Raw genomic sequence first — 22,895 nt, 5'->3', positions numbered from 1 at the left:
TTTTTGGTACATTTCCTCACCTAGCCGATATGCCCTGGCGCAGCGCAACATGACGACCACTCACGCGAACGCCGATCCCGGCGAACTCGAAAAATTCAGCGAACTCGCCCACCGCTGGTGGGACCCGAACAGCGAGTTCAAACCCTTGCACGAAATCAACCCGCTGCGGCTTGACTGGATTCAGTCCATCACGCCGCTGGCAGGCAAACGCGTCGTCGACGTGGGCTGCGGCGGCGGCATCCTCTCAGAGAGCATGGCGCGTGCCGGGGCCATCGTCAAAGGGATCGATCTCTCCCGCAAAGCATTGCGTGTTGCCGATCTGCATAGCCTCGAGGCGGGCGTTACCGTCGATTACGAGGAGATCGCAGCAGAAGCATTGGCCGCACGCGAGCCTGGCAGCTTCGATGTCGTCACTTGCATGGAGATGCTCGAACATGTGCCCGATCCGGCGTCGGTTGTGCGCGCTTGCGCGACGCTGGTCAAACCGGGTGGATACGTCTTTTTCTCCACCATCCACCGGAATGCCAAGGCGTATCTGCTGGCCGTCATTGGCGCGGAATACGTCCTCAACATGCTCCCGCGCGGCACGCATGATTACGCTAAGTTCATCCGCCCGTCAGAGCTGAGCGCGTTCGTACGCACGGCCGGCCTCCAGGCGCAAGAGATGCGCGGGCTGGAATACAACCCCATCACCGCCCGCTACGCTCTTACGCAGGACACCAGTGTCAACTACCTGATGGCGACGCGCCGTCCGGTCGAGGCATGACGGCGCGCCGGTTTCCCGATCCGCTGGGCGCGGTGCTGTTCGATCTGGACGGCACGCTGGCTGACACGGCTCCCGATTTGGCCGCGGCGGCCAACAAGGTACGCACTGACCGCGGCCTCGAGCCGGTCGACTACGAAGTGCTTCGCCCGGTGGCCTCGCATGGTGCGCGCGGGCTGATTGGCGTGGCCTTCGGCGTTGGGCCGGGGGATGCGGAGTTCGAAACGCTGCGACTGGCATTTCTCGCCAACTATGAGGCGGAAATCTGCGTGCGTACGCAGCTGTTTCCGGGCATGGCAGACGTGCTGGCCGAACTGGGCCGTGCCGGTATTCCCTGGGGGATCGTCACCAACAAGTCGGGCCGACTGACGGTACCGTTGATTGCACAGTTGCCGTTGCCGGTGGCGCCGGCGTGCGTCGTTGCGGGCGACACGACGCCGCACGCCAAGCCCCACCCTGCCCCGCTGCTGCATGCGGCCGACTCCATCGGCGTCGATGCACGGCAGATCGTCTACGTGGGCGACGACCTTCGCGACATTGAAGCCGGCCGCGCCGCCGGCATGCCTACCATTGCGGCCAGTTACGGCTATTGTGGTAATGGACCATCGCCCGTGGAATGGCGCGCCGATGCGCTGATTGCCAGCGCGGCCGAGCTGATTCCGCTGCTGCTCGAATCGAAACGCGCTTGACCACGATGCTCAGGTGAAGGCCTGGGCGCCGCACTTTTCAGGACCGCTGCCTCCCATCGGGGACGTGGCGGTCGACCGACTGACGAAGTAGGCCACGCTATGGCCGCCGACACCAGCATGAGTACCTCCCCCGATTCGCGCCCTGAACTGCAATCAAATACCCACGGCTGGCGCGCACGGCTTGAACGCGTGCGCCGCACGGCCGGCTGGCAACGCGTGGCGCGAGTCGGTACATCACGGCGCACCAAGCGCATTGGGATCGGCGTGCTGGTCTTCCTGGTGGTGTTCGGTTTGCTCGGCGCCTTCGGCGGCCCGCCACTGCTGCGCCACGTAGCTCAAACCCAGCTCAGCAAGCTGCTGGAACGGCCGGTTTCGGTGGGCAAGATCAGCATCAACCCATACACGCTGCGGCTTGATGTCGACCAGTTCCACGTGACCGAGCGCGACGGAAAGACACCGTTCGTCGACGTTGGCCACCTGCATATGAACGCGTCGTGGAGTTCGATCTTCCGCCGCGCGCCCGTGATTGAAGAACTCAGCATCGATGCGCCGCACGTGCGTATCGTGCGCACCGCCGAACAGCGTTTCAACTTCTCCGACATCGTCGACAAGCTAAGCCAGCCGGAAACCGCGCCCAAGCCCAAGTCGAACGAGCCGGCACGTTTCGTCTTTGCCAATCTGCAGTTGACCAACGGCGCGATCGATTTTGCCGACCAGCCGCTTGGTGCACAGCACAAGGTGGACGGATTGCAGATAGGCGTGCCTTTCCTGGCGAGCCTGCCCGCTGACGTGGACATCTTCGTGCAGCCGCTGCTGGCCGCGCGCATCGACGGTGCGCCGCTGCATTTCGCAGGCAAGACAAAGCCGTTTGCCGAGTCGCTCGAATCGAACCTCAACATCAAGATCGACGGTCTGGATCTGCCCCGCTACCTCGGCTACGTACCCGGACCGCTTCCGGTGGCAGTGCCACAGGGCAAGCTGACGACCGACCTGACGATCGAGTTCCAGAAGCCCAAGAGCGGCGCGCCGGTGCTGCGCGTGCATGGCACGACCGGCCTCGACCACCTGGAAGTTGTCGACGCCAGGAAAGCGCCACTGGTGGCGGCCAAACAAGTGCGCGCAACGCTTGCCGACGTGCGCCCGCTCGACAACGTATTCCGCCTCGATGCGCTGACGCTGGATGGCGTGCGCGTTGATGCCACGCGCGGTGCGGATGGAGCGATCAATTTCGCGCAACTCGCCGGCAAGCCGGCACCTGCCGAAGCGAAAGCTGCCACGGCCGAGGCCGCGACCACCGCAAAGCCGAAACCGTTGGATGTGGCGGTCAACAAGCTTCAACTGACCAACAGCACCGTCCACTGGCGTGACGCGACCACGCAGCCGGCTGCCGACCTGATACTGGAAGACCTCCACGGCGACATTCGCGTGCGTACGTTGGGCGGTCCGACCTCGCTCGATGTGGGCGCCAAGCTGGCGCAAGGCGGCACGCTCAATGTCAAAGGCAACACTTCGCTGGAGAAGAACACCGGCGAGCTGGAACTGAAGCTGGACGGCGTGAAGCTGGTCAGCATCAGCCCGTATCTGCGCCAGGCGGGCGCACCGCAATTGCAGAGCGGTGCGCTATCGGCCGACGGCAAGGTGGCGCTCGAATTCGGGCCGGACAAATTCAACGTGCGCGCGGAACCGCTGACCGCAAGCCTGGCCGATCTGTCGCTGGCGCCCGCCTTGGGTAAGGACACCGCGCTGCGCGCCAAGCTGCTGCGCGCGGACGTCAAGAGCTTCGACCTGGGCGCACGCACCATCGCGCTCAACGAAGTGCGTGCCGACGGGCTGCAGATCGACGCACTGCGCAAGAAGGACGGTACAACCACGTTGACGCTGCTCGATGGTCCGCAACCGGTGGCGGGCAACCCGTCAGCGCCCGTCAAGTCCGACGCAAAGCAGAACGCCCCGGGGGAAAGGCCGTGGGCTGTGACTGTACAAACGCTCAAGCTGGACAACAGCGCTGTCGGCTTTGAAGACCAATCGAACTCGCGCCCGGTCAAGGTGCGTGTCGAGCCGCTGAACGTGGTCGTGCAGAACGCCTCCTCCGATCTCGGCAAACCGGTCAGCGTGCAAATTGGCGCAGGGCTGGGTGCCAAGGGCAAGCTCGATGTGCGCGGCGAGGTCGTGCCGCAGCCGCTCAAGGCCGACCTGCGCGTGAACTCGCAGAACCTGTCGCTCGCAGGCTTCGATCCGTATCTGGACAAGTCGTTGAACGCGGCGATTACGAGCGCGCTGCTATCGATGGACGGGCGCCTCGTGCTCAACCAGGGCAAGGCGCTGACGGTGAACTACCAGGGCAACGCGACACTGGGCAACGTGCGCCTGCAAGACCGCGTGAGTTCGGATGACTTCCTGCGCTGGCGCTCGCTCGCGCTCAGCCGCATCCAGGCCAACTACGACGGCACTACGCCGCGCGTGCGGGTGGGTGCGGTGGCGCTATCGACGTTCTACGCGCGGATCATCATCAACCCGAATGGGCGCCTGAACCTGCAGGACATCCGCGTGCAGCCGACCGAGGAGCGGCGCTCGCTGACGCAAAGCGAACCTGCATCGGCATCGGCCGCAGCAGCTTCCGCCCCGGCAGCCGCGCCCGTGGTGGCTTCGGCCCCGACTGCGGCACCCGCATCGGCCGTCACCGTCACAGCCACGGGCCCCACGCCCAAAGCCGGCGGCGCCGACCTGCGCGTTGACGCCATCACGCTGCAGGACGGCAACATCCGCTTCACCGACAACTTCGTCAAACCGAACTACACCGCCAACCTGACCGCCATCGGCGGCTCGATCGGCACGATCAGCACGGCTGCCAGCCAGACACCCGCCGACGTGACGCTGCGAGGCAGCGTCGACGGCACCGCGCCCGTCGACATCCACGGCAAAGTCAATCCGCTCGCGCCCACGGCCTTTGTGGATCTGACAGCCAAGGCCGACGGCGTGGAACTGACCAACCTCACGCCCTACTCCGCCAAGTACGCTGGCTACCCGATCACCAAGGGCAAGCTGACGATGGATCTGCACTACCTGCTCGACCAGGGCAAGTTGACCGCCGACAACCACATCTTCATCGACCAGCTCACCTTCGGCGACCGCGTAGAGAGTAAGGACGCCACCAATCTGCCGGTGCGACTGGCGGTGGCGCTGCTGAAGAATTCGCGGGGCGAGATCGACGTGCGCGTGCCGGTATCTGGCTCGCTCGATGACCCACAGTTCAGCATCGGCGGCGTCATCCTGCGTGCATTCGTCAACCTCATCGCACGCGCTGTGACGGCGCCGTTCTCGCTGCTGGCCAGCGCGTTTGGCGGCAGCGGCGGCGAAGAACTCGGCTACATCGAGTTCGATCCGGGCACGTCGAACATCAGCCAGGCATCGGTCGCCAAACTGGACAAACTTGCCACTGCACTCAAGGACCGCCCTGCCCTGAAGGTCGACATCATCGGCCGCGTCGATCCGGAATTCGACCGCGACGGCCTGCGCCGGGAAGCCGTGAACCGTCAGATTCGCGAGCAGAAACTCAAGGACGCCGGCGACGCTGCTGAGGCAGATACCACCGTCAAGCCGGAAGAGGAGAACAAGTACCTTGAACGCGCATACAAAGCCGTCAAGTTCCCAAAACCGCGCAACGTGATCGGGCTGGCCAAATCGTTGCCGCCCGACGAGATGCGCAAGCTGATGGAAACCAACGTGCAAGTGACGGATGCGGATCTGCGTGAACTCGCGCAGCGTCGCGCGAATGCGGTGCATGTTGCACTTGCAGAACGCGTGGATCCGGAGCGCCTCTTTGTTGTCGCCCCAAAACTGAGCGCAGAGGGCATCAAGGACAAGGGCAAGACGACGCGGGTTGATTTCTCGCTGAAGTAGCCCATCTATGGGATAATCGACACTTCCTTACTGGGGCCGACCTGGTTTCGACGTGGGTTGCGAAGCAGCGGAGGGCATACCGAGGACCCGTCACCTCGTTAATCAATGGGAATGCAATAACTGCTAACGACGAACGTTACGCACTGGCAGCCTAAGGGCCGCCGTCCTCGCACTGGCTCGCTGACGGGCTAGGGTCGCAAGACCAGCGAGGTCATTTACGTCAGATAAGCTTTAGGTGAGTCACGGGCCTAGAGACGAAAACTTAGTGAATCGCCGTCGTAGAGCGTGTTCGTCCGCGATGCGGCGGTTAAATCAAATGACAGAACTAAGTATGTAGAACTCTCTGTGGAGGGCTTGCGGACGCGGGTTCGATTCCCGCCGGCTCCACCAAACATCTTTCAAACGGCTTCAACGTTTGGCAAAAAACCCCGCTGGGCTTGGCTCTGCGGGGTTTTTTGTTGGTACACCAAGTACGCCGATCACTGAACTCGCACCGGCTGCCATGCTTGATGAAGCCGCCTGCACACCAAGCTACTCGTAGCTCATCACAAAAGTCAGCGAGCTATTCGCTGTGCCCGCTCCAACGACTGGAGCGGTTTGCCGATAGGCTGCTTTTAGCGGGATACTGAAATTTCCACCAGCCTTGTCGTACTCGCTAAAAGCGATCTTCTCGTTCAACACCGCCGGCTTTCCGTTCTGGTCAAGAACCTGCAGGCCGACCCCCTTAGCTACCGATTCAGCGTCGAGCGCGACGACCGACTGCGCGGCATCCAAGATTTGGGTGTTTGGCTTCAGTAGATAAGAAACCTTGCTAATGCCCGAGGGGCACTCGTTCAGATTGATCGAAAAATTCACAGGCGCCAACGAAGTGCCAACACCTTTGAATTGTCCGACACGATTCCGATCTCCCATCTGCACGATGACATCTGGCGTCCTGCAACTCTGGGCTGTAACGCTTGCCTTTGTGGAGGTTCGAACGATAAAGACGTTGAACTCGTCATTCATGTTGACATACCCCAGAAGCCCCGCCTCAACGGCAGCGCCTGGCGCAACTGGGCCAATCTTCCTGATCCTTAACGAGAAAGACGTGCTCACGAATGTGTAGGTGTCCGCTACCTGTTGGATCCCCAGTGAAGCTGCGGGTAGCGGTGCTGGAGTCGACTTCTTGTTATCGTAGACGAGGCCCCACGCCAGTCCGGTATTTCCGATCGGCATATCGACTTTGGTAGCGGCAGGCGGAATCCCTCCGACCGAATTCACCAAACCCCAGCGGAAGGCGGCAGTACAGGTGAAGGCCGGTGTGTCTTGTGCGCTATTCGTGATAGGTGCGCTTTCATAGATAACGGTACCGATGGGTGCATCGCGCGGTACGGTAAAGCTTGAAGGTATTTGAAACGCGAGTTGCTTGACGACGGCGCCTTGATGCATCGTGCAGTTCGCGGCGTCAGCTGGCGAGGCGAGCAGAGCCGCCAAGAAGAACGCGGCCATACAGAAAGCGCGGAGAAGATGATCCGACTCGAGGGGGTATAGATTTTTTTGCATCGACGATTCTTTCCAAGTTTTGCTTATATGCGATGGACCATGTATCCATGGCCGCGGAGGATTCGAGAGCCCGGTGGCTATCTACAACGCAACGTCTGCCGCTGGTAGTTCCGGCCAGCTTCTGCTTTCGGCAACGCATAGGGTGCCTGGCATTGGCCTTCTTTCCATTTCACAACCAACGTGCCCTGCTCCTGGTTGAGCAGCACAAACGCATTGCCATTCGGGTCCGCAATGCCCAACTGTTTGCCGGTTTGCGCGTCTTGCACGCTGGCGCCAAACGGCACCGGTTTGCCGTCGATCTGTTGCAGAGTGAACTGCGCACGCCGACCGCTGTAGCCACGAAAGGTCGCCTGCACGATGGCGCCGCGGCGCGGCACGACCTGCTTGACGGTGTCTTCGAGCTCGACGTCGGCGCCCAGGTTATGCGTGTCGGGACGCAAAGCGCTCAGCCGGTAAGGCTGTGCGTAGGTCACCACCGCGTAGCCGTTTCTACCAACCGGAATGCCACCGTCGGTGCGGATGTCCGTGCCCTTGAGGCCCTCCATTTTCATGAGCGCAAAGGTGTCGCCGACAGTACGGCTCAGGTTGACGCCGCCGCCATGTACCACTACGGCACCCATGGCATTCATGCTGGCCGATTGGTAGTCCCGTGCGACATTGATGTTGGCTGAAAGCTGGCCAGCATCGGCATCGTGTGTAATGCTTGCACCGCCCGTCGCGCCACGCCCGCTGCTGGTATAGCCGGCCTGCATGGCATATGACGTCTTTTCGCTGATGAAACCACTCAGACCGCTCTGGATGTTTGTGCCGCCGCTACTGTCGTTGCTGACGTTGGTGTAAGCACGCTGTGATTGCAGCTTGCCACCCAGCGGGATCGACATCGTGAGCATGACCTGCGTATTGCTGCCGTTGCTGCCAAAGCGGCTGTCCTTCGTCTGGCTGAGACTCAGGTTGTAGCTGAGCCGTTTCCAGTTGTTGCCGTAGCCGACGCTGATGCTGCGGCTGGAGCCCGGCTGGTTCCAATAGGTCTGCTGGCTGACGTTCAGGTAGACGCTGCCATACTTGCGATCAGGTCCGCCTAGGTCCTGGCTGGTCGTCAAGTCGACGCGCGAGCGGCTGCGGCCGGATTGCACGCCATCGGCGTTATGCAGGTCGTTAACGTGGTCGTTAAACGTGCGATAGCCCGACGTCGAGTAGCGATAGGCCGCGAGCGTGAAGTTCGTGTTGGTGCGCGTAAAAGTCTTGGCATACAAGATGCGCACACTCTGTCCGGTGTCGCGCTTACCCTGCGCGCGGCTGCTCGACTGCGTGATGTCCACCGACAGGGCGCCGACGGGCGTGTTCGTACCGACCCCCACGTTCAAGGCCTGGAAGTCTTTCGACACTTGCAGGCCGCCCGCCACCGTGCTGTTGTCGGTCAGGCCATAGACGAGCGAGCCGCTGACCAGATTAGGCGCGGGGCCCTGGTCCCCATCGTACTTGCCGGCTGCAAAGCTATACTTCAGGCGCCCCTTGCGCAGCATCAGCGGCAGGCTGGAGAACGCCTGATGCGTGACGCGCTTGCTACCGTCAGCTTCAATGACGGTGATCTCCAGATCGCCATTGGAGCCGGACGGGAAGATGTCGGTCAGCTGGAAAGGGCCAGGCGGCACGTTGGCCCGATAGAGCACATAGCCGCTCTGGCGCACCTCGACCACCGCGTTGGTGGCTGCTTGACCGCGCACCACCGGCGCATAGCCGCGCTCGCTGTCGGGCAGCATGGCATCGTCAGAAGTGACTTGCACACCGCGAAACCGCACGCTATCAAACAACGTCGCGTCGGAATACTGCTCGCCGAACGTCAGCTGGCCCTTGATGGCATCGACATCGCGCTGCACGAGCGTGCGGTTGCTCTTGAAGCGCGTCTGGCCGCTGTTGCTACCGGTGAGCGTGGACTCGTTTCGCAGGCGCCAGCGACCTATATTCACGCCGTTCTGCAGGCCAACGAAGTAGCTGCTGCTGTCAGTGCCGATGTGGCTGTGACCGTAGTTGCCGCTGAACTGGTAGTTGACGTAGCCGGCATTGACCCCTTCGTCCCACAGCGCAGGGTCTATATAGCCGCGCGCCGCGCGGGAAAGAAAGGCCTGCGGAATGCTCAGATTGAGCTGCAGCCTGCCGGCATCGAAATCGACCGATGCCTGGTCCAGCAGGTGCGGCAGATCAAGGCAGGCTTGGCTGTTGACATCCAGCGGCGGGTTGATCGCGCTCAGGTTGACACCGAAGTCCTGAAGCATCTTCGCGGTCAGGCACGGGCGCAGCTTGGCCTTGTCGGTGTCTTGGTAGAAATCGATGTCGCGACGGCCGACCAGATTACCGTTGACCTCCACCTCCACCCGATAGTTTCCGGGCGGCACGCTGCTGCCCGAACTCAGTACGGCGCTCAGGTCCGCTGGCCGCCCTTGGCCGTTCAGGAAACTCGTATTGAATGCGAGGAGCGTTGGATCCACCTGTGCGACGAGCGTCTCCCCTTCGGTGGCGCGCGCGCTGTTCATCATCGCAAGACACACGGCCAGGTAGAGCGGCGTTGTGCTCAGGCGTACAGGAGCCGCTTTCCCAACGGCCTTTCTGGAGAACGCTTTGGTCGTCTGGCAGGTAGACATTGCAATGCTCGCTTCTGGCTTTGTGAATCGGATGGCTGTCACATAGGCAAGCTCCGCTACGGTGGGTGCGGGCTAAGCCAGCCCAGGCGGGCTGGCGGAATCGAACTGGCGTTAGGCCAGCTCAATCAATTGCCGGCTGAGACCGGCGTGCTCGGCTGACTGCTGTGCAAGGTGACGCGGTAACTTTGGCGGCCGCCGTAGTCGTTAATGACGTCGTAGCGGAGCTCGGGTGCGCCGGCTCCGGCGGCCGGCAGCTTGACGGGCACAGCAACCGTCGAGTTAGGCGCGATCATCTTCGCGTCGATGACGGGCTCCTCTGCACTGCCGACATGCACCTTGGCGTCCACCACGGTCACGTGATACAGGCTCGGATTGGTCAAGCGCAGCAGCCCTTTGCCGGCGCCCTGGTTCAACTGCCATTGCAGGCGTGTAGGCGCCTTGACCGGATCGCCAGCCAGACCGGTGGGCCGGTAGAACACCTTGATGCGTTGACGAACAGCCAATTGCAGGACGTTGTCTTCTTTGGCGGTCTGAGGAATCTCCTGGACGTTCAGCCAAAATACGGATTCGCGATCCGTTGGCATGCCGACGCCTTCGTACAGCACACGCAGCAGTTGCTGCTGCTTGGCACCAACCTTTGCCAAAGGCGGTGTAATTGCGAACGGCAGTTGGGCATTGGCTACGTCTTCCAATGGATCCAGCCACGCCTGGAGCAGCGCATCTTGACCATCATTGCTGACGACCACTGAGCTTTCCTTGTTCTTTCCATCAAAGATGACGCGCGTGGTGCTGAGTGAAATGCTGGCGTGGCTCGCGGACGCAACCAACGCGCACGCCAACGCCGCGCCAACGGCGTATCGTTTTGCTTTCATATCCGGAACTGCCTGTGAAGAAATAGGCGGCAGCGGGGTAATGACCGCTGCCGATTGAAGCCAGCCGCGTTGGCTGGCGCTTGGCTTACGTTTACTCGTAGGTGAGCGTGAACGGCAGGCTGGCGTTGGCAATACCCGGCTTGATCTTGGCCGCGTCTGCGGCCACATAGGCGGCGGAGAACCGGACGTTGACTGCCCCGCCGGTCGCCGGCACCGTGGTCTGTGCCAGCAGATCGCCGTTGCTCAGGTCGAACGCGTTTGCACCTGCGCCCGTACCTTCGTACACGGCGATGCCCACACCTTGTGCGAAACCTGCAGCGGTGTTGCCGCTATTCACGCGCAGCGTCTTCTTGTCGGCGCTCAGGTCGGCCGCCTTACCGGCGAACTTCATGCTGACCTTGGCGCCCGTCTTGCACACCACGTCAATGTTGGCCGAGCCAGAACCGCTGGTCAGAAGCTTCGGTGCAGCAATCGTGCCGATGTCGTCCGCAGCGATCTTGCCCATGTTCACGTTGATGGTGCCTGCATCGCCGGTGAGCGAAGACACCTTGCAGGTGTCGCTCAGGATCGTGCCTTGGAAATTGATAACGCCATCCACCGACGCAGGCGCTGCTTGCGCCATTGCGGCGAAAGAAAGAGCAGACACGGCGACGCCAGCCAGGAACAGTTTTGCTTTCATTGACTTACCCTTAGATTGAATCCGCAGCACGAACGTGCGGGATTTGGTCGAGAACAAATGCCTATCGAAGAAGGCAGGCGCAAGTATTCCAAGCGTGGCGGCTGCGCCATATCAGACTGTTCTGAAAAAGCGGAGGGATTCTTGCGTTCTGCTCGCACGCCTCCGCTTTAGGCATTGGGGCGCGCGGAGACATTCTCGTCACGAACGAGGCGACTCGCTAGGCATGCGGCAGAACCCGGAAATCGTTGCAGCACAAGGCTCCGTGCCGCCTCAGGCAAGGCGTACACGGCATATGTGGGGGGATACGGAACCGGAGCGACGTTCGCTCCGTTGACAAATTCAGGTAGTGGCGCTGTCCGTCGGGTGCAGCGATTGGAGTTCCGCCAGGAGCGCATGCGCGTCTGCCGTGATGCCCCCCGACGCCTTCGAAAGATGCCGCTCCAATTCGCTTGCCACTTGGCGCGTTCGCAGGTCGTCCACAACGGCAGCGGCACCGGATATCCGATGTGCCGCGCGACGTGCCTGCTCGATATTCCGATCTGCGAGACCCTGCGCGAGCATTTCAAGATCGGTTTTCATGGTCTCTCGATAGATCGCCAGCACGTCCACCGTCGATTCCGTCTCGCGCTCTGCCTGCACCGTACGGGAGCCGGAATCACCATGGCCGCACCAAAGCTCGATCAGTTCCCGTAAGGCGGCAAGGCGCAGCGGCTTGCTAAGGACGCCGTCCATGCCGCTGTCGAAACACCGGACGCGGTGCGTGTCGTCTGTCACAGCCGAGATGGCCACAATGGGCGTGCGCTCGCCTCCGCGCTGATGTTCGATGTTTCGCATGCGCTGCGCGACGGTATATCCATCAATCCCGGGCAGATTGCAGTCGAGCAGCACCATGTCAAACGCTGCTGACGCAAACCGTTCGAGCGCGGCCTCACCGGTGCCGGCGATTGCAGACCGGCAGGCCAGTGCCTCAAGCTGATGCTGGATCGCGTGTTGCACCGCTTCGTGGTCATCCACCACTAGGACCAGCGGCCCCTCCTCCGATTCCGGCGACGGCGCCTTTGCCGCCCGAGGAGGCGATATTGCGTGAGGCGCAGACGCCCCCGCTGCTTCCGCAGCCTTTGGCAACGCCATCTCTGCGCGCGCCTCCCGTGCCGGCAACATGACAGTGAACACCGTGCCGACCTCGGGGCTGCTGCTGACGGTGATCACGCCTCCTATCAACTCCACGAGTTCGTGGCAGATCGACAAGCCCAGCCCTGTTCCGCTGGCACCGCGATTGCCAGGGCTTTCCACGCGTGCATACGGTTCGAAAATGTTTCGCTGGCGCTCGGGCGGAATGCCCATGCCCGTGTCTCTGACCTCGAGTACGAGCGTTCCGCTGCCGCGCCGCTTTCCGGGCAGATAGTCGACGCGGAGGACAACCTTGCCGACCGTGGTGAATTTGATCGCGTTCACCAACAGGTTCAAAACGATCTGCCGCACGCGCATGGCATCGATCTCCACGCTGAAATCCGGCGCGCAGGCAAGATCGAGCGACAACGCCAGCTTCTTCTCATCGGAGCGCCAGCGGACCATGTCCAGAGTCTGCTCGGCCCACGGCCCGATCGCCGTAGGCTGAGGCGCGAGTGTCACGCTGCGGGATTCGAGACGCGAGTATTCAAGGACATCGTCAAGCAGGGCCAAGAGCGTTTCCGACGCCGAGACAGCGGCATCCGCGCGACTGGCTTGCTGGCCTGTCAATTGCGAGCGCTGCAGCAGTTCCAGCGACGCAAGAATCGTGTGCATCGGCGTGCGGATTTCGTGGCTGATGAATGCGAGGAACATCGCCTTTTCACGCTCACTGCGAACGGCGGCCACACGCGCACGCCATAGCACATAGGCCAACACCGCAAACGCCAGAACAACGGCCGCAACGAGAGCGACCTGGCGCCAGCGGTAATGCAGGATCGACGCCAGCGACGGCGCGCCGTAGTCGGTCGTTTCCTGCCACCGCTGCCGGATAGCATCGGCCTCCGACGCCGAAATGGCGGTCAGCGATTTATCGAGAATCGACGCGAGCACGGGATTGTCATCGCGCGTGACCATCGTCAACGCATAAGGCCGGTCCCAGAGGCTGCCCGAGAGGAACAGCCGGCCCTTGAACTGCCGGTGCAGTTGCGGAACGATCGAAGCGTCCGTCCCGAGTGCGGCGTCGGCATCGCCGTCAACAACCGCCTGCAACGCGTCGGACTCATTTTGAAACGTTACCAACTTCACTGGGACGGAGCTGCGGCGGATGGCCAGTTCAAGACCACCGCCGCCCTTGATCGCAAGCCGCTTGCCGGACAGTTGCGAGAAACTGGCGAACAGGTTTTCCTGTTCCGCCGTAACGATGGCGATTGTCCCGACATAGTACGGCGTGCTCGCGATGTAACCGTCTCGGTAGGGTGCCACGGCTTCGTCCTTGCTCCAGTCGGGGAGCATGTCCACCTGCCCGAGCTTCAGTGCAGCCAGCGAGCCGTTCCAGCACGCACCGTCCACATATTCGAAACGCAGCCCACTCACATGGGCAACCGCATCGAGGAACGATGGAACCATGCCGGCCACCTTGCCGGCTTTGACAAACTCGAACGGACGCCAATGCGCATCCACGCAGGTGCGCACGATCGGATGCGCGGCGATCCAGGCATCCTCTTCGGGGGTGAACAGCGAAGTTGGGGCCGCATTGCTGCCGCCGGACATCAAGCCGAGCCAGAAGCCTAAGATCAGCGCGCGGACCGCCGCGGCTACATTGCCCACATCTCCCCCCCGTCGCCATATCGGAATCGATTGCCTCGGCGCGTCGGGTTCGCGATGTTGCTGATCGCGCCAGTTCAGAAGCTTAATTCAGTCCCGAGCCGGATGGCCGGAAACGACCTTAAGGCTGTGTCGAACGGTCAGCGAACGCACGGATGCGATTCGACTGGTGATGGAGCTGCCGCGCGTCGCCCGAGGAAGCGCGCAGACGCTCAGAACCGACACGCACGACGCCGCGCCAAGGCTACCGCAGCGGCGGCCAGTACGAGCCCGAGAATCGGGTCCACCGCACCGGCACCCCCCACCCCTGTGCTGCCAGTGGCCGCACCCGCCGCCGCATCGCCTTCCGGACTCGTGCCGCCACCTGCCGTCTGCGTATTGAGCGCGAGGTCGACCAGCACCGGATCGTGGTCCGACGAGCGGTAGGCGTCCGGCGCGTAGAACGTCTGCTGCTGTTCGGCGCTTTTGTAGGCGAACGAGTATTCCAGCGCAATCGGCTCATCGGCGTTGATGTGCCACTCGTGCACGGCGCGCACACGTTCGGCCAGGCCCGGAGTGGCCAGCGCATGGTCGATGTAGCCGGCTTCGCCGCCATAGACGTAGCTGTACGCATCCTTGCCGACGAACTTCGCCACCATGTCGGCGTAGCCTTTGTCGGCGAACAGCACGATGGGGTCTTCCTTGGCATAGCTGTTGAGGTCGCCGATAAGGAGCTTGCCGATGTCCGCCACGCCGGTCGGCGAGGTCGCCAGCCAGTCGGCGATCAGGCCGGCAGCGCGGACGCGGGTGGGGTTCCAGCAGCTTTGGCCATCGCCTTGGTCGGCGTCCTTGCCGGTCGCGCCGGAGCAGCCCTTCGACTTCAGATGATTCACGACGACGGTGAAGTTCTGCGTGCCGCCGATGCGTCGGAAGCTGCGCGCGAGCGGCTGGCGGTTCTTGTCGTCGATGGCAAGCGTGGCCGGCGTGCCGACGGGCTCCACTGTGCGGCCGTTGTAGATGATTGCCACCGTGATCGCATCGCCGCCGAGCTTCGGTATGCCCGGGTCGACATAGCGCCAGTCGGCGCCAAGCTGGGTCGTCAGGCGGCGGATGGCGCTGAGCTCGCCGTAGCCGTCGTTCTCGATTTCCATCAGGCCGACCACGTCGGCATTGAGCTCGCGGATGGCGGCGACGATCTTGGCTTCCTGGCGTTCGAACTCGGCCTGTGTCTTGGCACCCCGATTGGCCGGATCGTCAAAGCCAGCCCCTTTGCCGTCTCCGTTGAAGTAGTTCAGCACGTTGAACGAAGCGACGCGCACATCGGCCTGGGCGTGGCGCGCAGGGGCACCCGCACGCGGGTTCGCAGCAGCATTGAAAGCCGGCGCGGCCGCACCCGGGACAGGCTGCAGGCGCCAGGCGTTGTAGCGCATATCAAGCACGCCCTGCACACCGCTCACGGTATAGCCGGCGCGCACTGGATTTACCGCCGACAGGCCCGGCGCCGGGTAACGCACGCTGGCGGGATTTTGCTGATTGGAGCCATCGTCAAGCACGATGCGGTTCAGCGCATTGGCCGATGCCTGGGCCGCCGCGCCAGTTGCGGGCCGTGCCACGTTTGTCGGCAATGGCAGGCGCCCGTTGCTGAGCAGCAGACTGCCGTAGCGTCCAAGTTCGTACGTCTCGCTCACCGTGAGGGTCTGCGGCAGGCGCACGAGCATCCCTTCATACGCCGACCACGCCCTCGCATCGGCCACGGGCAACGTCACGTCGATCGGCGTCACGCTGGAGCCGCTGGCGCAGCTTGCGATGCCGTTGGTGGCCAGCGTCAGTTGCGTCTGGCCGTACTTCTCCTCGACCTTGCCGACCAGGTGGACGAGGTCACCAGCGCGGGCGCTGACGCCCGGTGCATAGACGAACAGGCCTTCCGACACGCCAGACAACCGGCGGCGCTGCGCGTCGGGTTGTTGCACGAAGAAGCCGTTAAAGCCGGTGGCGCCACTATAGTCGGCGGTCACGACGGCTTCGATCTCGACGTTCAGGCCGACCAGCGGCGAAGTGGCCCCGGCGCCCTGCACATCCGCAAGGTGCGTTGCCGGCGCGCCGCACATCGCAACGGCGGGTGGTGGCGTGACGGTGCCCTGCCCGTTGTACAGGCCAAGGTCGGAGAAGTCGTCGATATTGAAGGCATCCCACTGAAGGGATGGATTGAAGGCAGCTGTGCTGTCCGTGTCGCCCGCCTTCACCGTGCCTTGGCGGCGCAGCGTGTGGTCCTTGGTGCCGGCGCTGGCTGTACCCCAGAAGCCGGACGGCGGTTGATAGCCAACCTGGCCGATGCGGTCGACAACCACGCCGGAACGCGTGAGCGTCAGCGCATCGTCGCCATTGAAGGAGAACGCCGCAGTCTGGTTGACGCGGCTGCCGAGCACGCTGGCCAGTGTGCTGTGGGCCATCACATGGACGGCGCCTGGCGCCAGCTTGCCCGAGAGCGCAAACGACGCGGTGGGCGTGCTGGCGCCATTGTTGTACTGCTCGATCTTGTAGACCGACAGATCGGCTTCGGCGCCGTCCGGGTTGTAGATTTCGATGGCCTTGTTGTTCGAGCTGCCTTCTACGTACTCGCTGATGAGAAGCTCGGCTTGAGCAGGCAACGCCACGGACAGCACGGCGGCAAGGAGGAAATGCAGGCGCATGGGGACGGGGGGGTTGGGGAATAAAAGGATTTCGGCATACCCTCAGCAACGCCGATGACGCACGCATGGCGTGCCGTCACCGATCGTTCAGCATTCTGTAAGCCGTTCCTTCCTCGCAGCCCGCGCTCACCAAAAAATGAAACAAGCGTCGACGCTGCCGTCGGCGTGTTGTCTACGTGGGACCGATACAGAATCGCGAAAATTTATGGATTTCTGTACCTGTTGGCCGAATCGCGGCCAGTGCTAGCCTGCAAGCTCTTCGCCCTTTCCGCAGACAGCGATTTCGCCATGCCTACCCTCACCAATCTGCTCACCTTTGCCTTGGTTGCGCTCGGCATGGTGCTGACGCCGGGCCCGAACATGATCTACCTGATCTCGCGTTCGATCTGCCAGGGGCGTAACGCCGGGCTGGTGTCGCTGGCGGGCATCGCCACGGGCTTCGTCTTCTACATGCTGTGCGCCGCATTCGGCATCACCGCCTTGCTGATGGCCGTGCCGTTTGCCTACGATGCGCTGCGCTTTGGCGGTGCGATCTATCTGCTGTACCTCGCCTGGCAGGCGGTGCGGCCCGGCGGCCGGGCGCCGTTCCAGGTGCGTGAACTACCGGTGGACAGCCCGCGCAAGCTCTACACGATGGGCTTGCTGACCAGCCTGCTCAACCCGAAAGTGGCGGTGCTGTATCTGTCGCTGCTGCCGCAGTTCATCGAGCCGGCGCACGGCAGCGTGCTGGTGCAATCGGTCTGCCTGGGGCTCACGCAGATCTGCGTGAGCTTGACCGTCAATTCGATGATCGCGGCCACGGCCGGCAGCATCGCTGCATTCCTCTCGCGCAAGCCGAGCTGGCTGTCGGTTCAGCGCTACCTGATGGGCACCGTGCTGACCAGCCTGGCGCTGCGCATGGCGATGGAAGCGCGCAAGTAGCCACACAAAGTCGGTGAAACGATCCGCCGCCAAATCAAAACGGGGCGATCCGGTTTGGCCGGATCGCCCCGTTTTCATTGAACGCGCTGCCAGATCAGCGGCGGCGCATGTAGAACGTGAACACCTTGTCGTGCTCGCTATGCTCCAGCAGCTCGTTGCCGGTCTGCTTGGCGAACGCTTGGAAGTCGCGCGTGGCGCCGGGGTCGGTGGCAAGAATCTTGAGCACGTCGCCGCTTTGCATGTCGGCAAGCGCCTTCTTCGTGCGCAGGATGGGCAGCGGGCAATTCAGGCCGCGCGCGTCGATTTCCTTCTGAAACTCCATGTCTTCCTCAGTGGTACGGGCAAGCGGCGCAGTGCCACTCGCGTCAGTCATTCCGGAATTGTAACGAGCCGCGTGGGTTGCCACTGGCGCGGCGGCGGCTCAGCCGGTTCGCCGGTACGGATGTCGATGTAGCTGACGGGCAGCCCGCGCGCGGTCAGGAAATCGGCGACGGCATAACCAGTGCCGGCCGTCCAGGGGCGGACTTTCTCGAACGGCTTCAGGCGGTATTCAACCAACTCTTCCGACAGCGCGATCTCGCCATCGGCCACCACGTGGTACGCAATGATCAGTTCATTCTTGCGGATGAACTCATACACACCGATCAGCGAGATCGAGCGAGCGTCGAGATTCGTCTCCTCCTTCAGCTCGCGCGCGATGCCCTCTTCGGGTGTCTCGTCGCGTTCGAGAAAACCCGTGACGAGCGCGAACATGCCCTCAGGCCACAGCGCATTGCGCGCGAGAAACATCTGCCCGCGGTATTCGACAACCGCCGCCAGGACGGGCAACGGATTGTTCCAGTGCACGAAGCCGCAGTCCTGCGCGGGGCACGCGATGCGCAGGCGGCCGGCGTTGTGCTGCTCGACGAGCGACGTAGCGCATTGGGGGCAGAAGCGGTAGTCGAAGCTCATGGCAGAGAGATGCGTTAGACAGCTTGCTCACAGGCGTTGCGGATGTCGGCGGCGAAGGCTTCCACCGTCTCGGGCTCCACATCCCACGAACACATCAGGCGGCAGCCGCCGGCACCAATGAAGGTGTAGAAACGCCAGCCGCGGGCGCGCAGTGCCTCAATGGCGGGCACCGGCAACTCGGCGAACACGGCGTTCGACTCGGTCGGGAACATGATGCGCACGCCCGGCACGTCGGCAATGCGCGCGTGCAGTAACTGCGCCATCGCGTTGCCGTGACGCGCGTTGCGCAGCCACACATCGTTCTCGAGCAGACCCAGCCACGGCGCCGAGATGAAGCGCATCTTCGACGCCAGCTGCCCAGCCTGCTTGACGCGATAGGCGAAGTCTTCCGCCAGACGGCGGTCGAAGAAGACAACCGCCTCGCCGACCGGCAGGCCGTTCTTCGTGCCCCCAAAGCACAGCACATCCACGCCGGCACGCCACGTGATCTCGGACGGATGCACCCCAAGCGAGGCCACCGCGTTGGCAAAACGCGCGCCATCCATGTGCACGCGCAACTGCCGACGCTTGGCAATCGCGGCAATCGCGCGCACCTCATCCACCGTGTAGACGGTGCCGACTTCCGTCGACTGCGTCAGCGAAACGACCTTGGGCTTCGGGTAGTGGATATCGGAGCGCCGCGTGACGAGGGCTTCCACCGCATCCGGGGTCAGCTTGCCGTTCTCGCCCTTGGCGGTCAGCAACTTCGAGCCGTTGGAAAAGAACTCGGGGCCGCCGCATTCGTCCGTTTCGATGTGCGCCAGCTCGTGGCAGATCACGGAGTGATACGACTGGCATAGCGACGACAGCGCCAGCGAATTGGCCGCCGTGCCGTTGAAGACGAAGAAGACTTCGCAATCCGTCTCGAACAGGTCGCGAATGCGGTCGCACACGCGCTGCGTCCACGAATCATCGCCATAGGCCGGCTCATGGCCGCTGCCGTTGGCCTCCAGGAAATACTTCAGCGACTCCGGGCAGAAGCCCGCGTAGTTGTCTGAGGCGAAATGCTGCTTGGGCTGCATGGCGGGCCGGCAAATGTGAGTGGAAAAGAATGGGTTACTTCTGCTCGGACCACAGCACACCGCCGGTAGCCCAGTTCTCGCGCTTGATGTCGGTGATGATGATGTCGACGGCGCCCGGGGCGCAGCCCAGCGATTCGCAGGTGACGCGCGTCACCTCTTCGACGAGCTTGCGCTTCTGCTCAACGCTGCGGCCCTCGAACATCTCGATATGGAAAGTCGGCATGGTGTCTCCTGTTTAGTGCGTCGCTCTGATAGTCGCGGCGGTTGTATCAGTCGCGTCAGTCGCGATACGAAGCGTCGATTTTATCCAGTTTGCGCAACAGCGCCGGCCACTCGATCACGCCTTCGATGGCGCCGCCATCTTCGAGCTGTTCCGCCGCGCGATCTGCCACGTGCGGCGCGGGCGAGACGACCTCGCCGCCGGCCTGCGCCTGGATCTGGATCTGGATCTGGATCTCGCAAGCCTTGATGAGCGTGGCCATCAAAACGTGCGCCTCCGCCACGATGCGGCCGATGGTGAGCGTGCCGTGATTGCGCAGCAGCATGGCGAAATGATTGCCGAGCGACGCGGTAAGACGCGTGCCCTCTTCGGGCGTAAAAGCCAAACCTTCGTAATCGTGATATGCAATACGCCGGTGAAAACGCAGGGCATGCTGTGAAAGCGGCAGCAGCCCGTGCTTCTGCGCCGACACGGCAATGCCCGCCGTGTTATGCAGATGGATCACACACTGTGCGTCAGGCCGTGCGGCATGCACGGCCGCGTGCAATGCAAAGCCCGTGACGTTGACGGACGGACGCGCAGCGCCCTCGGGCCAATCGCCGACTAGCTGGCCGCGGCCATTGATCTTGACGAGGTTGGATGCGGTGATTTCGTCGAACGCCAGGCCGAAAGCGTTGATCAGGAAGTGATCGGCCTCGCCCGGCACGGTCGCAGACAGATGGGTGTAGACCAGATCGTCCCAACCGTTGAGCGCGGCCAGTCGATACGCGGCTGCCAGATCGACGCGCACCGCACGCTCGGCTTGGCTGATCTCGCCGCCGGGCACAACGGCATCGGGGCGCAGGGCAAAAGACATGAGGCTCCTCCAATGGAGGAGGCATTCTAGAACGGGTGCACCGACCGCGCTGTCCGCGTCTTTACATGCCGCGCATCACGCACGCGCCGGGGCCACGCGCTTGACCACAAGAAAGATGACCACGCCAGCCACGAGCGACACGGCTGCCACGGCAAGCGATGCATTGAAGCCGCCCGTGGCCGCAAACAGCCGGTTCGCCAGCGGCGGCCCGGCGATCTGGCCGATGCCATACGCGGCCGTCATCAGCCCCATCAGACGCGGCGCGGCATGCGGCCAGAGCCGGCGCGCCTCGCGCATGGCGAACAGCGTGATCGCCGTGAATGGCAGGCCTAGCAGCGTGCTCGAAAGCGCAAGCCCCGCCACTGTCGGCCAGACGATGCTGATGGTCACGGCAACCGCTTGCATGCCATAGGCCGTGGCCAGCAGCGAACGGTTGTCGCGCGCCAGGCTGATCCGCGTGGAAAGGAATGCCCCGAGCGCCACGCCGGCACCGAACATCGGCCAGAACAGATCGGGCCAGAGCGAACCTGCAGGTAGCACCTTACGGGCGATCACGGGCAGGAACGTGGCGGTGATGATGTAGCCGAACCCGGCCAGACCGTAGGCAATCGTGAGCGCGCTGGTGGGCGCATCCAGGCCGGGTGCTTTGCCGGATGCGGCGGGCGCCGGAGCGGCATGCGCCGGTGCCTCGGGCCGAATGGTCGACCACACCGCCGCCGAAAGCAGCGCAGACAGCACGCCAAACGCAATCCACGCCGACGTTGCATGCCAACCCAGCGCCACCATGCCGCTGGCCGCCAGCCCCGGAATGGCGATGCCCAAGCCGGGCCCGCAGAAGATGATGCCGCCAAGCGCTGCATGCCCAAGCTCGGTAAGCCGATGCAGGCACCAGCCCGCCGTAAAGACGAACACGAGCGCGCTGGCCATGCCTGCCGCAAAGCGCAGCACAAGCCACGCCGGCTGCCCTTGCAGAACGCCCATTCCGGCGGTCAGCAGCACCGTCGCAACCAGACCGATTCGGATGAGCCGTGCCGCGTCGCCGCGCACCGCCATGCAAGCCAGCGCGCCCACGAAATAGCCGAGGTAGTTGCCGGTGGCGAGCCAGCTACCCTGGGCCAGCGTCAAGCTGCCGTCGTGAAGCATCATCGGCAGGATCGGCGTGAAGGCGAAGCGGCCGATGCCCATCGCCACGGACAGCGCCACCATGCCCGCAATCGCCACGCGCCAAGCGCTGGCTCGCTGGGAATGCGCGGCGGACAAGGCTGAGGGGGAAGACAGCGTGTGCTCCATGGAGTGGGCCCGGATGAGGGAATCGGCACTTCATCGTACGCAAGGCCGCTCATCCTGAAAAATGAATTATATTGAACGAACCCATTAGCATTTGGGATACATATGGATCTGTCCTCGCTCGAGATCTTCCGCGCCGTCGTGCGCGAAGGCGGCGTCACGCGGGCGGCGCAGCAGCTCAATCGCGTGCAGTCGAATGTGACGACACGCATCCGCCAGCTCGAAGCGTCACTCGGCGTGCAGCTGTTCGTGCGCGAAAGCAAGCGCATGGTGCTGACGCCCGCCGGACAGACCCTGCTGACCTACGCCGACGACATCCTCCGCCTGGCCGCCGAAGCGCGCCAGGCCGTGCAGCCGCGCGAGCCGCACGGGCGCCTGCGCATCGCCTCGATGGAAAGCACGGCGGCCAGCCGCCTTCCTGCTCTCCTGGCCACGCTGCATCAACGCTGGCCGCGCGTGCAGCTCGAACTGGTGACGATGACCACGCGCCACTCACTCCAGGCGCTATCGAACTTTGAAGTCGATTGCGCGTTCGTTGCCGAAACGGCGTGCCTGAACAACACGCGCGCCGCCATGACCACGCTGCCGGCATTTGCCGAAGAGCTGGTGCTGATTGCCCACCGCGCCCATCCACCGATCCGCCGCGCGGCGGACGTGCAGACTGCCGGCATGCTCGCGTTCGAACCTGGCTGCGCCTATCGGCAATTGATCGAAGACTGGTTCGCCGCAGACGGCGTGGTGCCGTCCCGCGTGCTGGAGCTTGGCTCCTACCACGCCATCATCGCGTGCGCGGCCGCCGGCATTGGTGTGGCGCTGGTGCCTCGCTCGGTGCTCGAGCTATATACGAATGCGCCAGAAATCAGCATCCACACGCTAGGCAAGCCGGGCCGTGTCGACACGCTGCTCGCCTGGCACCGCGACATGGCTGGCCCTGCCCTGCAGGCGCTCGTTCAGGTGCTGAGCGAGCCGCAGCCGGCGGCAAGCGCCACCCCACACGAGGCGATTGCTGCCTAAACTGAAAGCGGATCAGCGAAAGTCGGGATCGTGCCGCCAGTCTGATCGGGCAAAGGG

The 22,895-nt window shown here is 63.2% G+C and carries 17 protein-coding genes and 1 other RNA gene; 6 read left to right on the top strand and 12 right to left on the bottom strand.

All coding sequences use genetic code 11. The annotated features are described in order from the left end of the window. Nucleotides 1-49: 49 nt before the first annotated feature. The 4 genes from ubiG to ssrA all read left to right on the top strand — a co-directional run bounded on the left by ubiG (nt 50) and on the right by ssrA (nt 5,742). Entirely contained in the window at nt 50-766 is a 717-nt protein-coding gene (gene ubiG, locus RP6297_RS03870) for a bifunctional 2-polyprenyl-6-hydroxyphenol methylase/3-demethylubiquinol 3-O-methyltransferase UbiG (protein ID WP_009238664.1), read from the top strand. After that, complete coding sequence (locus RP6297_RS03865) at nt 763-1,452, top strand: HAD-IA family hydrolase (RefSeq protein ID WP_009238665.1); 690 nt, start codon at nt 763-765, stop codon at nt 1,450-1,452. The genes ubiG and RP6297_RS03865 overlap by 4 nt, the downstream gene beginning before the upstream one ends. Before the next feature lie 117 nt (nt 1,453-1,569). Then, nucleotides 1,570-5,352 carry a DUF748 domain-containing protein gene (locus RP6297_RS03860; RefSeq protein ID WP_037028710.1) on the top strand — a complete coding sequence of 1,261 codons (3,783 nt, stop codon included), beginning with the start codon at nt 1,570-1,572 and terminating at the stop codon, nt 5,350-5,352. Nucleotides 5,353-5,384: 32 nt separating this feature from the next. Beyond that, nucleotides 5,385-5,742, top strand: a transfer-messenger RNA (tmRNA) gene (gene ssrA, locus RP6297_RS03855). Nucleotides 5,743-5,883: 141 nt separating this feature from the next. Here the strand turns inward: ssrA and RP6297_RS03850 are convergent. The 6 genes from RP6297_RS03850 to RP6297_RS03825 form a co-directional block, all read right to left on the bottom strand. Next, complete coding sequence (locus RP6297_RS03850) at nt 5,884-6,840, bottom strand: fimbrial protein (protein ID WP_009277331.1); 957 nt, start codon at nt 6,838-6,840, stop codon at nt 5,884-5,886. Between the two features lie 131 nt (nt 6,841-6,971). Further along, on the bottom strand, nt 6,972-9,533 hold the full coding sequence (locus RP6297_RS03845) for a fimbria/pilus outer membrane usher protein (protein WP_009238727.1): 2,562 nt from the start codon (nt 9,531-9,533) through the stop codon (nt 6,972-6,974). Nucleotides 9,534-9,658: 125 nt separating this feature from the next. Continuing rightward, on the bottom strand, nt 9,659-10,360 hold the full coding sequence (locus RP6297_RS03840) for a fimbrial biogenesis chaperone (RefSeq protein WP_223293261.1): 702 nt from the start codon (nt 10,358-10,360) through the stop codon (nt 9,659-9,661). A 136-nt stretch (nt 10,361-10,496) separates the two neighbouring features. Then, a complete protein-coding gene (locus tag RP6297_RS03835) occupies nt 10,497-11,084 on the bottom strand; it encodes a fimbrial protein (protein WP_009238729.1) in 588 nt (195 codons plus the stop codon). Between the two features lie 339 nt (nt 11,085-11,423). Then, nucleotides 11,424-13,862: an ATP-binding protein gene (locus tag RP6297_RS03830; RefSeq protein ID WP_009238730.1), complete on the bottom strand. Its 2,439-nt coding sequence runs from the start codon at nt 13,860-13,862 to the stop codon at nt 11,424-11,426. Nucleotides 13,863-14,071: 209 nt separating this feature from the next. Then, nucleotides 14,072-16,528: an ExeM/NucH family extracellular endonuclease gene (locus RP6297_RS03825; RefSeq protein ID WP_009238731.1), complete on the bottom strand. Its 2,457-nt coding sequence runs from the start codon at nt 16,526-16,528 to the stop codon at nt 14,072-14,074. Between the two features lie 288 nt (nt 16,529-16,816). On the opposite strand from RP6297_RS03825, the gene RP6297_RS03820 reads away from it, so the two are divergent. Then, on the top strand, nt 16,817-17,449 hold the full coding sequence (locus RP6297_RS03820) for a LysE family translocator (RefSeq protein ID WP_009277329.1): 633 nt from the start codon (nt 16,817-16,819) through the stop codon (nt 17,447-17,449). Between the two features lie 94 nt (nt 17,450-17,543). Here the strand turns inward: RP6297_RS03820 and RP6297_RS03815 are convergent, their stop codons facing one another. The 6 genes from RP6297_RS03815 to RP6297_RS03790 all read right to left on the bottom strand — a co-directional run bounded on the left by RP6297_RS03815 (nt 17,544) and on the right by RP6297_RS03790 (nt 21,827). Beyond that, a complete protein-coding gene (locus RP6297_RS03815; RefSeq protein ID WP_004629370.1) occupies nt 17,544-17,771 on the bottom strand; it encodes a sulfurtransferase TusA family protein in 228 nt (75 codons plus the stop codon). A gap of 47 nt (nt 17,772-17,818) precedes the next feature. Continuing rightward, entirely contained in the window at nt 17,819-18,400 is a 582-nt protein-coding gene (locus tag RP6297_RS03810) for an NUDIX hydrolase (protein ID WP_009238733.1), read from the bottom strand. 14 nt (nt 18,401-18,414) lie between these two features. Further along, nucleotides 18,415-19,461, bottom strand: coding sequence for a threonine aldolase family protein (locus tag RP6297_RS03805; RefSeq protein ID WP_009238734.1), 1,047 nt, complete (start codon nt 19,459-19,461; stop codon nt 18,415-18,417). A 34-nt stretch (nt 19,462-19,495) separates the two neighbouring features. Beyond that, complete coding sequence (locus RP6297_RS03800; RefSeq protein ID WP_004629375.1) at nt 19,496-19,684, bottom strand: 4-oxalocrotonate tautomerase; 189 nt, start codon at nt 19,682-19,684, stop codon at nt 19,496-19,498. 55 nt (nt 19,685-19,739) lie between these two features. Beyond that, nucleotides 19,740-20,537 (bottom strand): class II aldolase/adducin family protein, encoded by a 798-nt coding sequence (locus tag RP6297_RS03795; RefSeq protein WP_009238735.1) that lies wholly within the window; start codon nt 20,535-20,537, stop codon nt 19,740-19,742. A gap of 75 nt (nt 20,538-20,612) precedes the next feature. After that, a complete protein-coding gene (locus tag RP6297_RS03790; protein WP_009238736.1) occupies nt 20,613-21,827 on the bottom strand; it encodes a YbfB/YjiJ family MFS transporter in 1,215 nt (404 codons plus the stop codon). Nucleotides 21,828-21,929: 102 nt separating this feature from the next. On the opposite strand from RP6297_RS03790, the gene RP6297_RS03785 reads away from it, so the two are divergent. Then, on the top strand, nt 21,930-22,838 hold the full coding sequence (locus tag RP6297_RS03785; RefSeq protein ID WP_009238737.1) for a LysR family transcriptional regulator: 909 nt from the start codon (nt 21,930-21,932) through the stop codon (nt 22,836-22,838). Nucleotides 22,839-22,895 lie beyond the last annotated feature (57 nt).

It is taken from the genome of Ralstonia pickettii, assembly GCF_016466415.2.
GTDB classification, from domain to species: Bacteria; Pseudomonadota; Gammaproteobacteria; order Burkholderiales; family Burkholderiaceae; genus Ralstonia; species Ralstonia pickettii.
This window is presented reverse-complemented; position numbering and strand designations above follow the sequence as displayed.

Excerpts from the sequence above, each read along its gene's own strand:
- ubiG (WP_009238664.1), top strand. The coding sequence starts at position 50 with ATGACGACCACTCACGCGAACGCCGATCCCGGCGAACTCGAAAAATTC.
- RP6297_RS03865 (WP_009238665.1), top strand. The coding sequence starts at position 763 with ATGACGGCGCGCCGGTTTCCCGATCCGCTGGGCGCGGTGCTGTTCGAT.
- RP6297_RS03860 (WP_037028710.1), top strand. The coding sequence starts at position 1,570 with ATGAGTACCTCCCCCGATTCGCGCCCTGAACTGCAATCAAATACCCAC.
- RP6297_RS03850 (WP_009277331.1), bottom strand. The coding sequence starts at position 6,840 with ATGGCCGCGTTCTTCTTGGCGGCTCTGCTCGCCTCGCCAGCTGACGCC.
- RP6297_RS03845 (WP_009238727.1), bottom strand. The coding sequence starts at position 9,533 with ATGTCTACCTGCCAGACGACCAAAGCGTTCTCCAGAAAGGCCGTTGGG.
- RP6297_RS03835 (WP_009238729.1), bottom strand. The coding sequence starts at position 11,084 with ATGAAAGCAAAACTGTTCCTGGCTGGCGTCGCCGTGTCTGCTCTTTCT.
- RP6297_RS03825 (WP_009238731.1), bottom strand. The coding sequence starts at position 16,528 with ATGCGCCTGCATTTCCTCCTTGCCGCCGTGCTGTCCGTGGCGTTGCCT.
- RP6297_RS03820 (WP_009277329.1), top strand. The coding sequence starts at position 16,817 with ATGCCTACCCTCACCAATCTGCTCACCTTTGCCTTGGTTGCGCTCGGC.
- RP6297_RS03815 (WP_004629370.1), bottom strand. The coding sequence starts at position 17,771 with ATGGAGTTTCAGAAGGAAATCGACGCGCGCGGCCTGAATTGCCCGCTG.
- RP6297_RS03810 (WP_009238733.1), bottom strand. The coding sequence starts at position 18,400 with ATGAGCTTCGACTACCGCTTCTGCCCCCAATGCGCTACGTCGCTCGTC.
- RP6297_RS03805 (WP_009238734.1), bottom strand. The coding sequence starts at position 19,461 with ATGCAGCCCAAGCAGCATTTCGCCTCAGACAACTACGCGGGCTTCTGC.
- RP6297_RS03800 (WP_004629375.1), bottom strand. The coding sequence starts at position 19,684 with ATGCCGACTTTCCATATCGAGATGTTCGAGGGCCGCAGCGTTGAGCAG.
- RP6297_RS03795 (WP_009238735.1), bottom strand. The coding sequence starts at position 20,537 with ATGTCTTTTGCCCTGCGCCCCGATGCCGTTGTGCCCGGCGGCGAGATC.
- RP6297_RS03790 (WP_009238736.1), bottom strand. The coding sequence starts at position 21,827 with ATGGAGCACACGCTGTCTTCCCCCTCAGCCTTGTCCGCCGCGCATTCC.
- RP6297_RS03785 (WP_009238737.1), top strand. The coding sequence starts at position 21,930 with ATGGATCTGTCCTCGCTCGAGATCTTCCGCGCCGTCGTGCGCGAAGGC.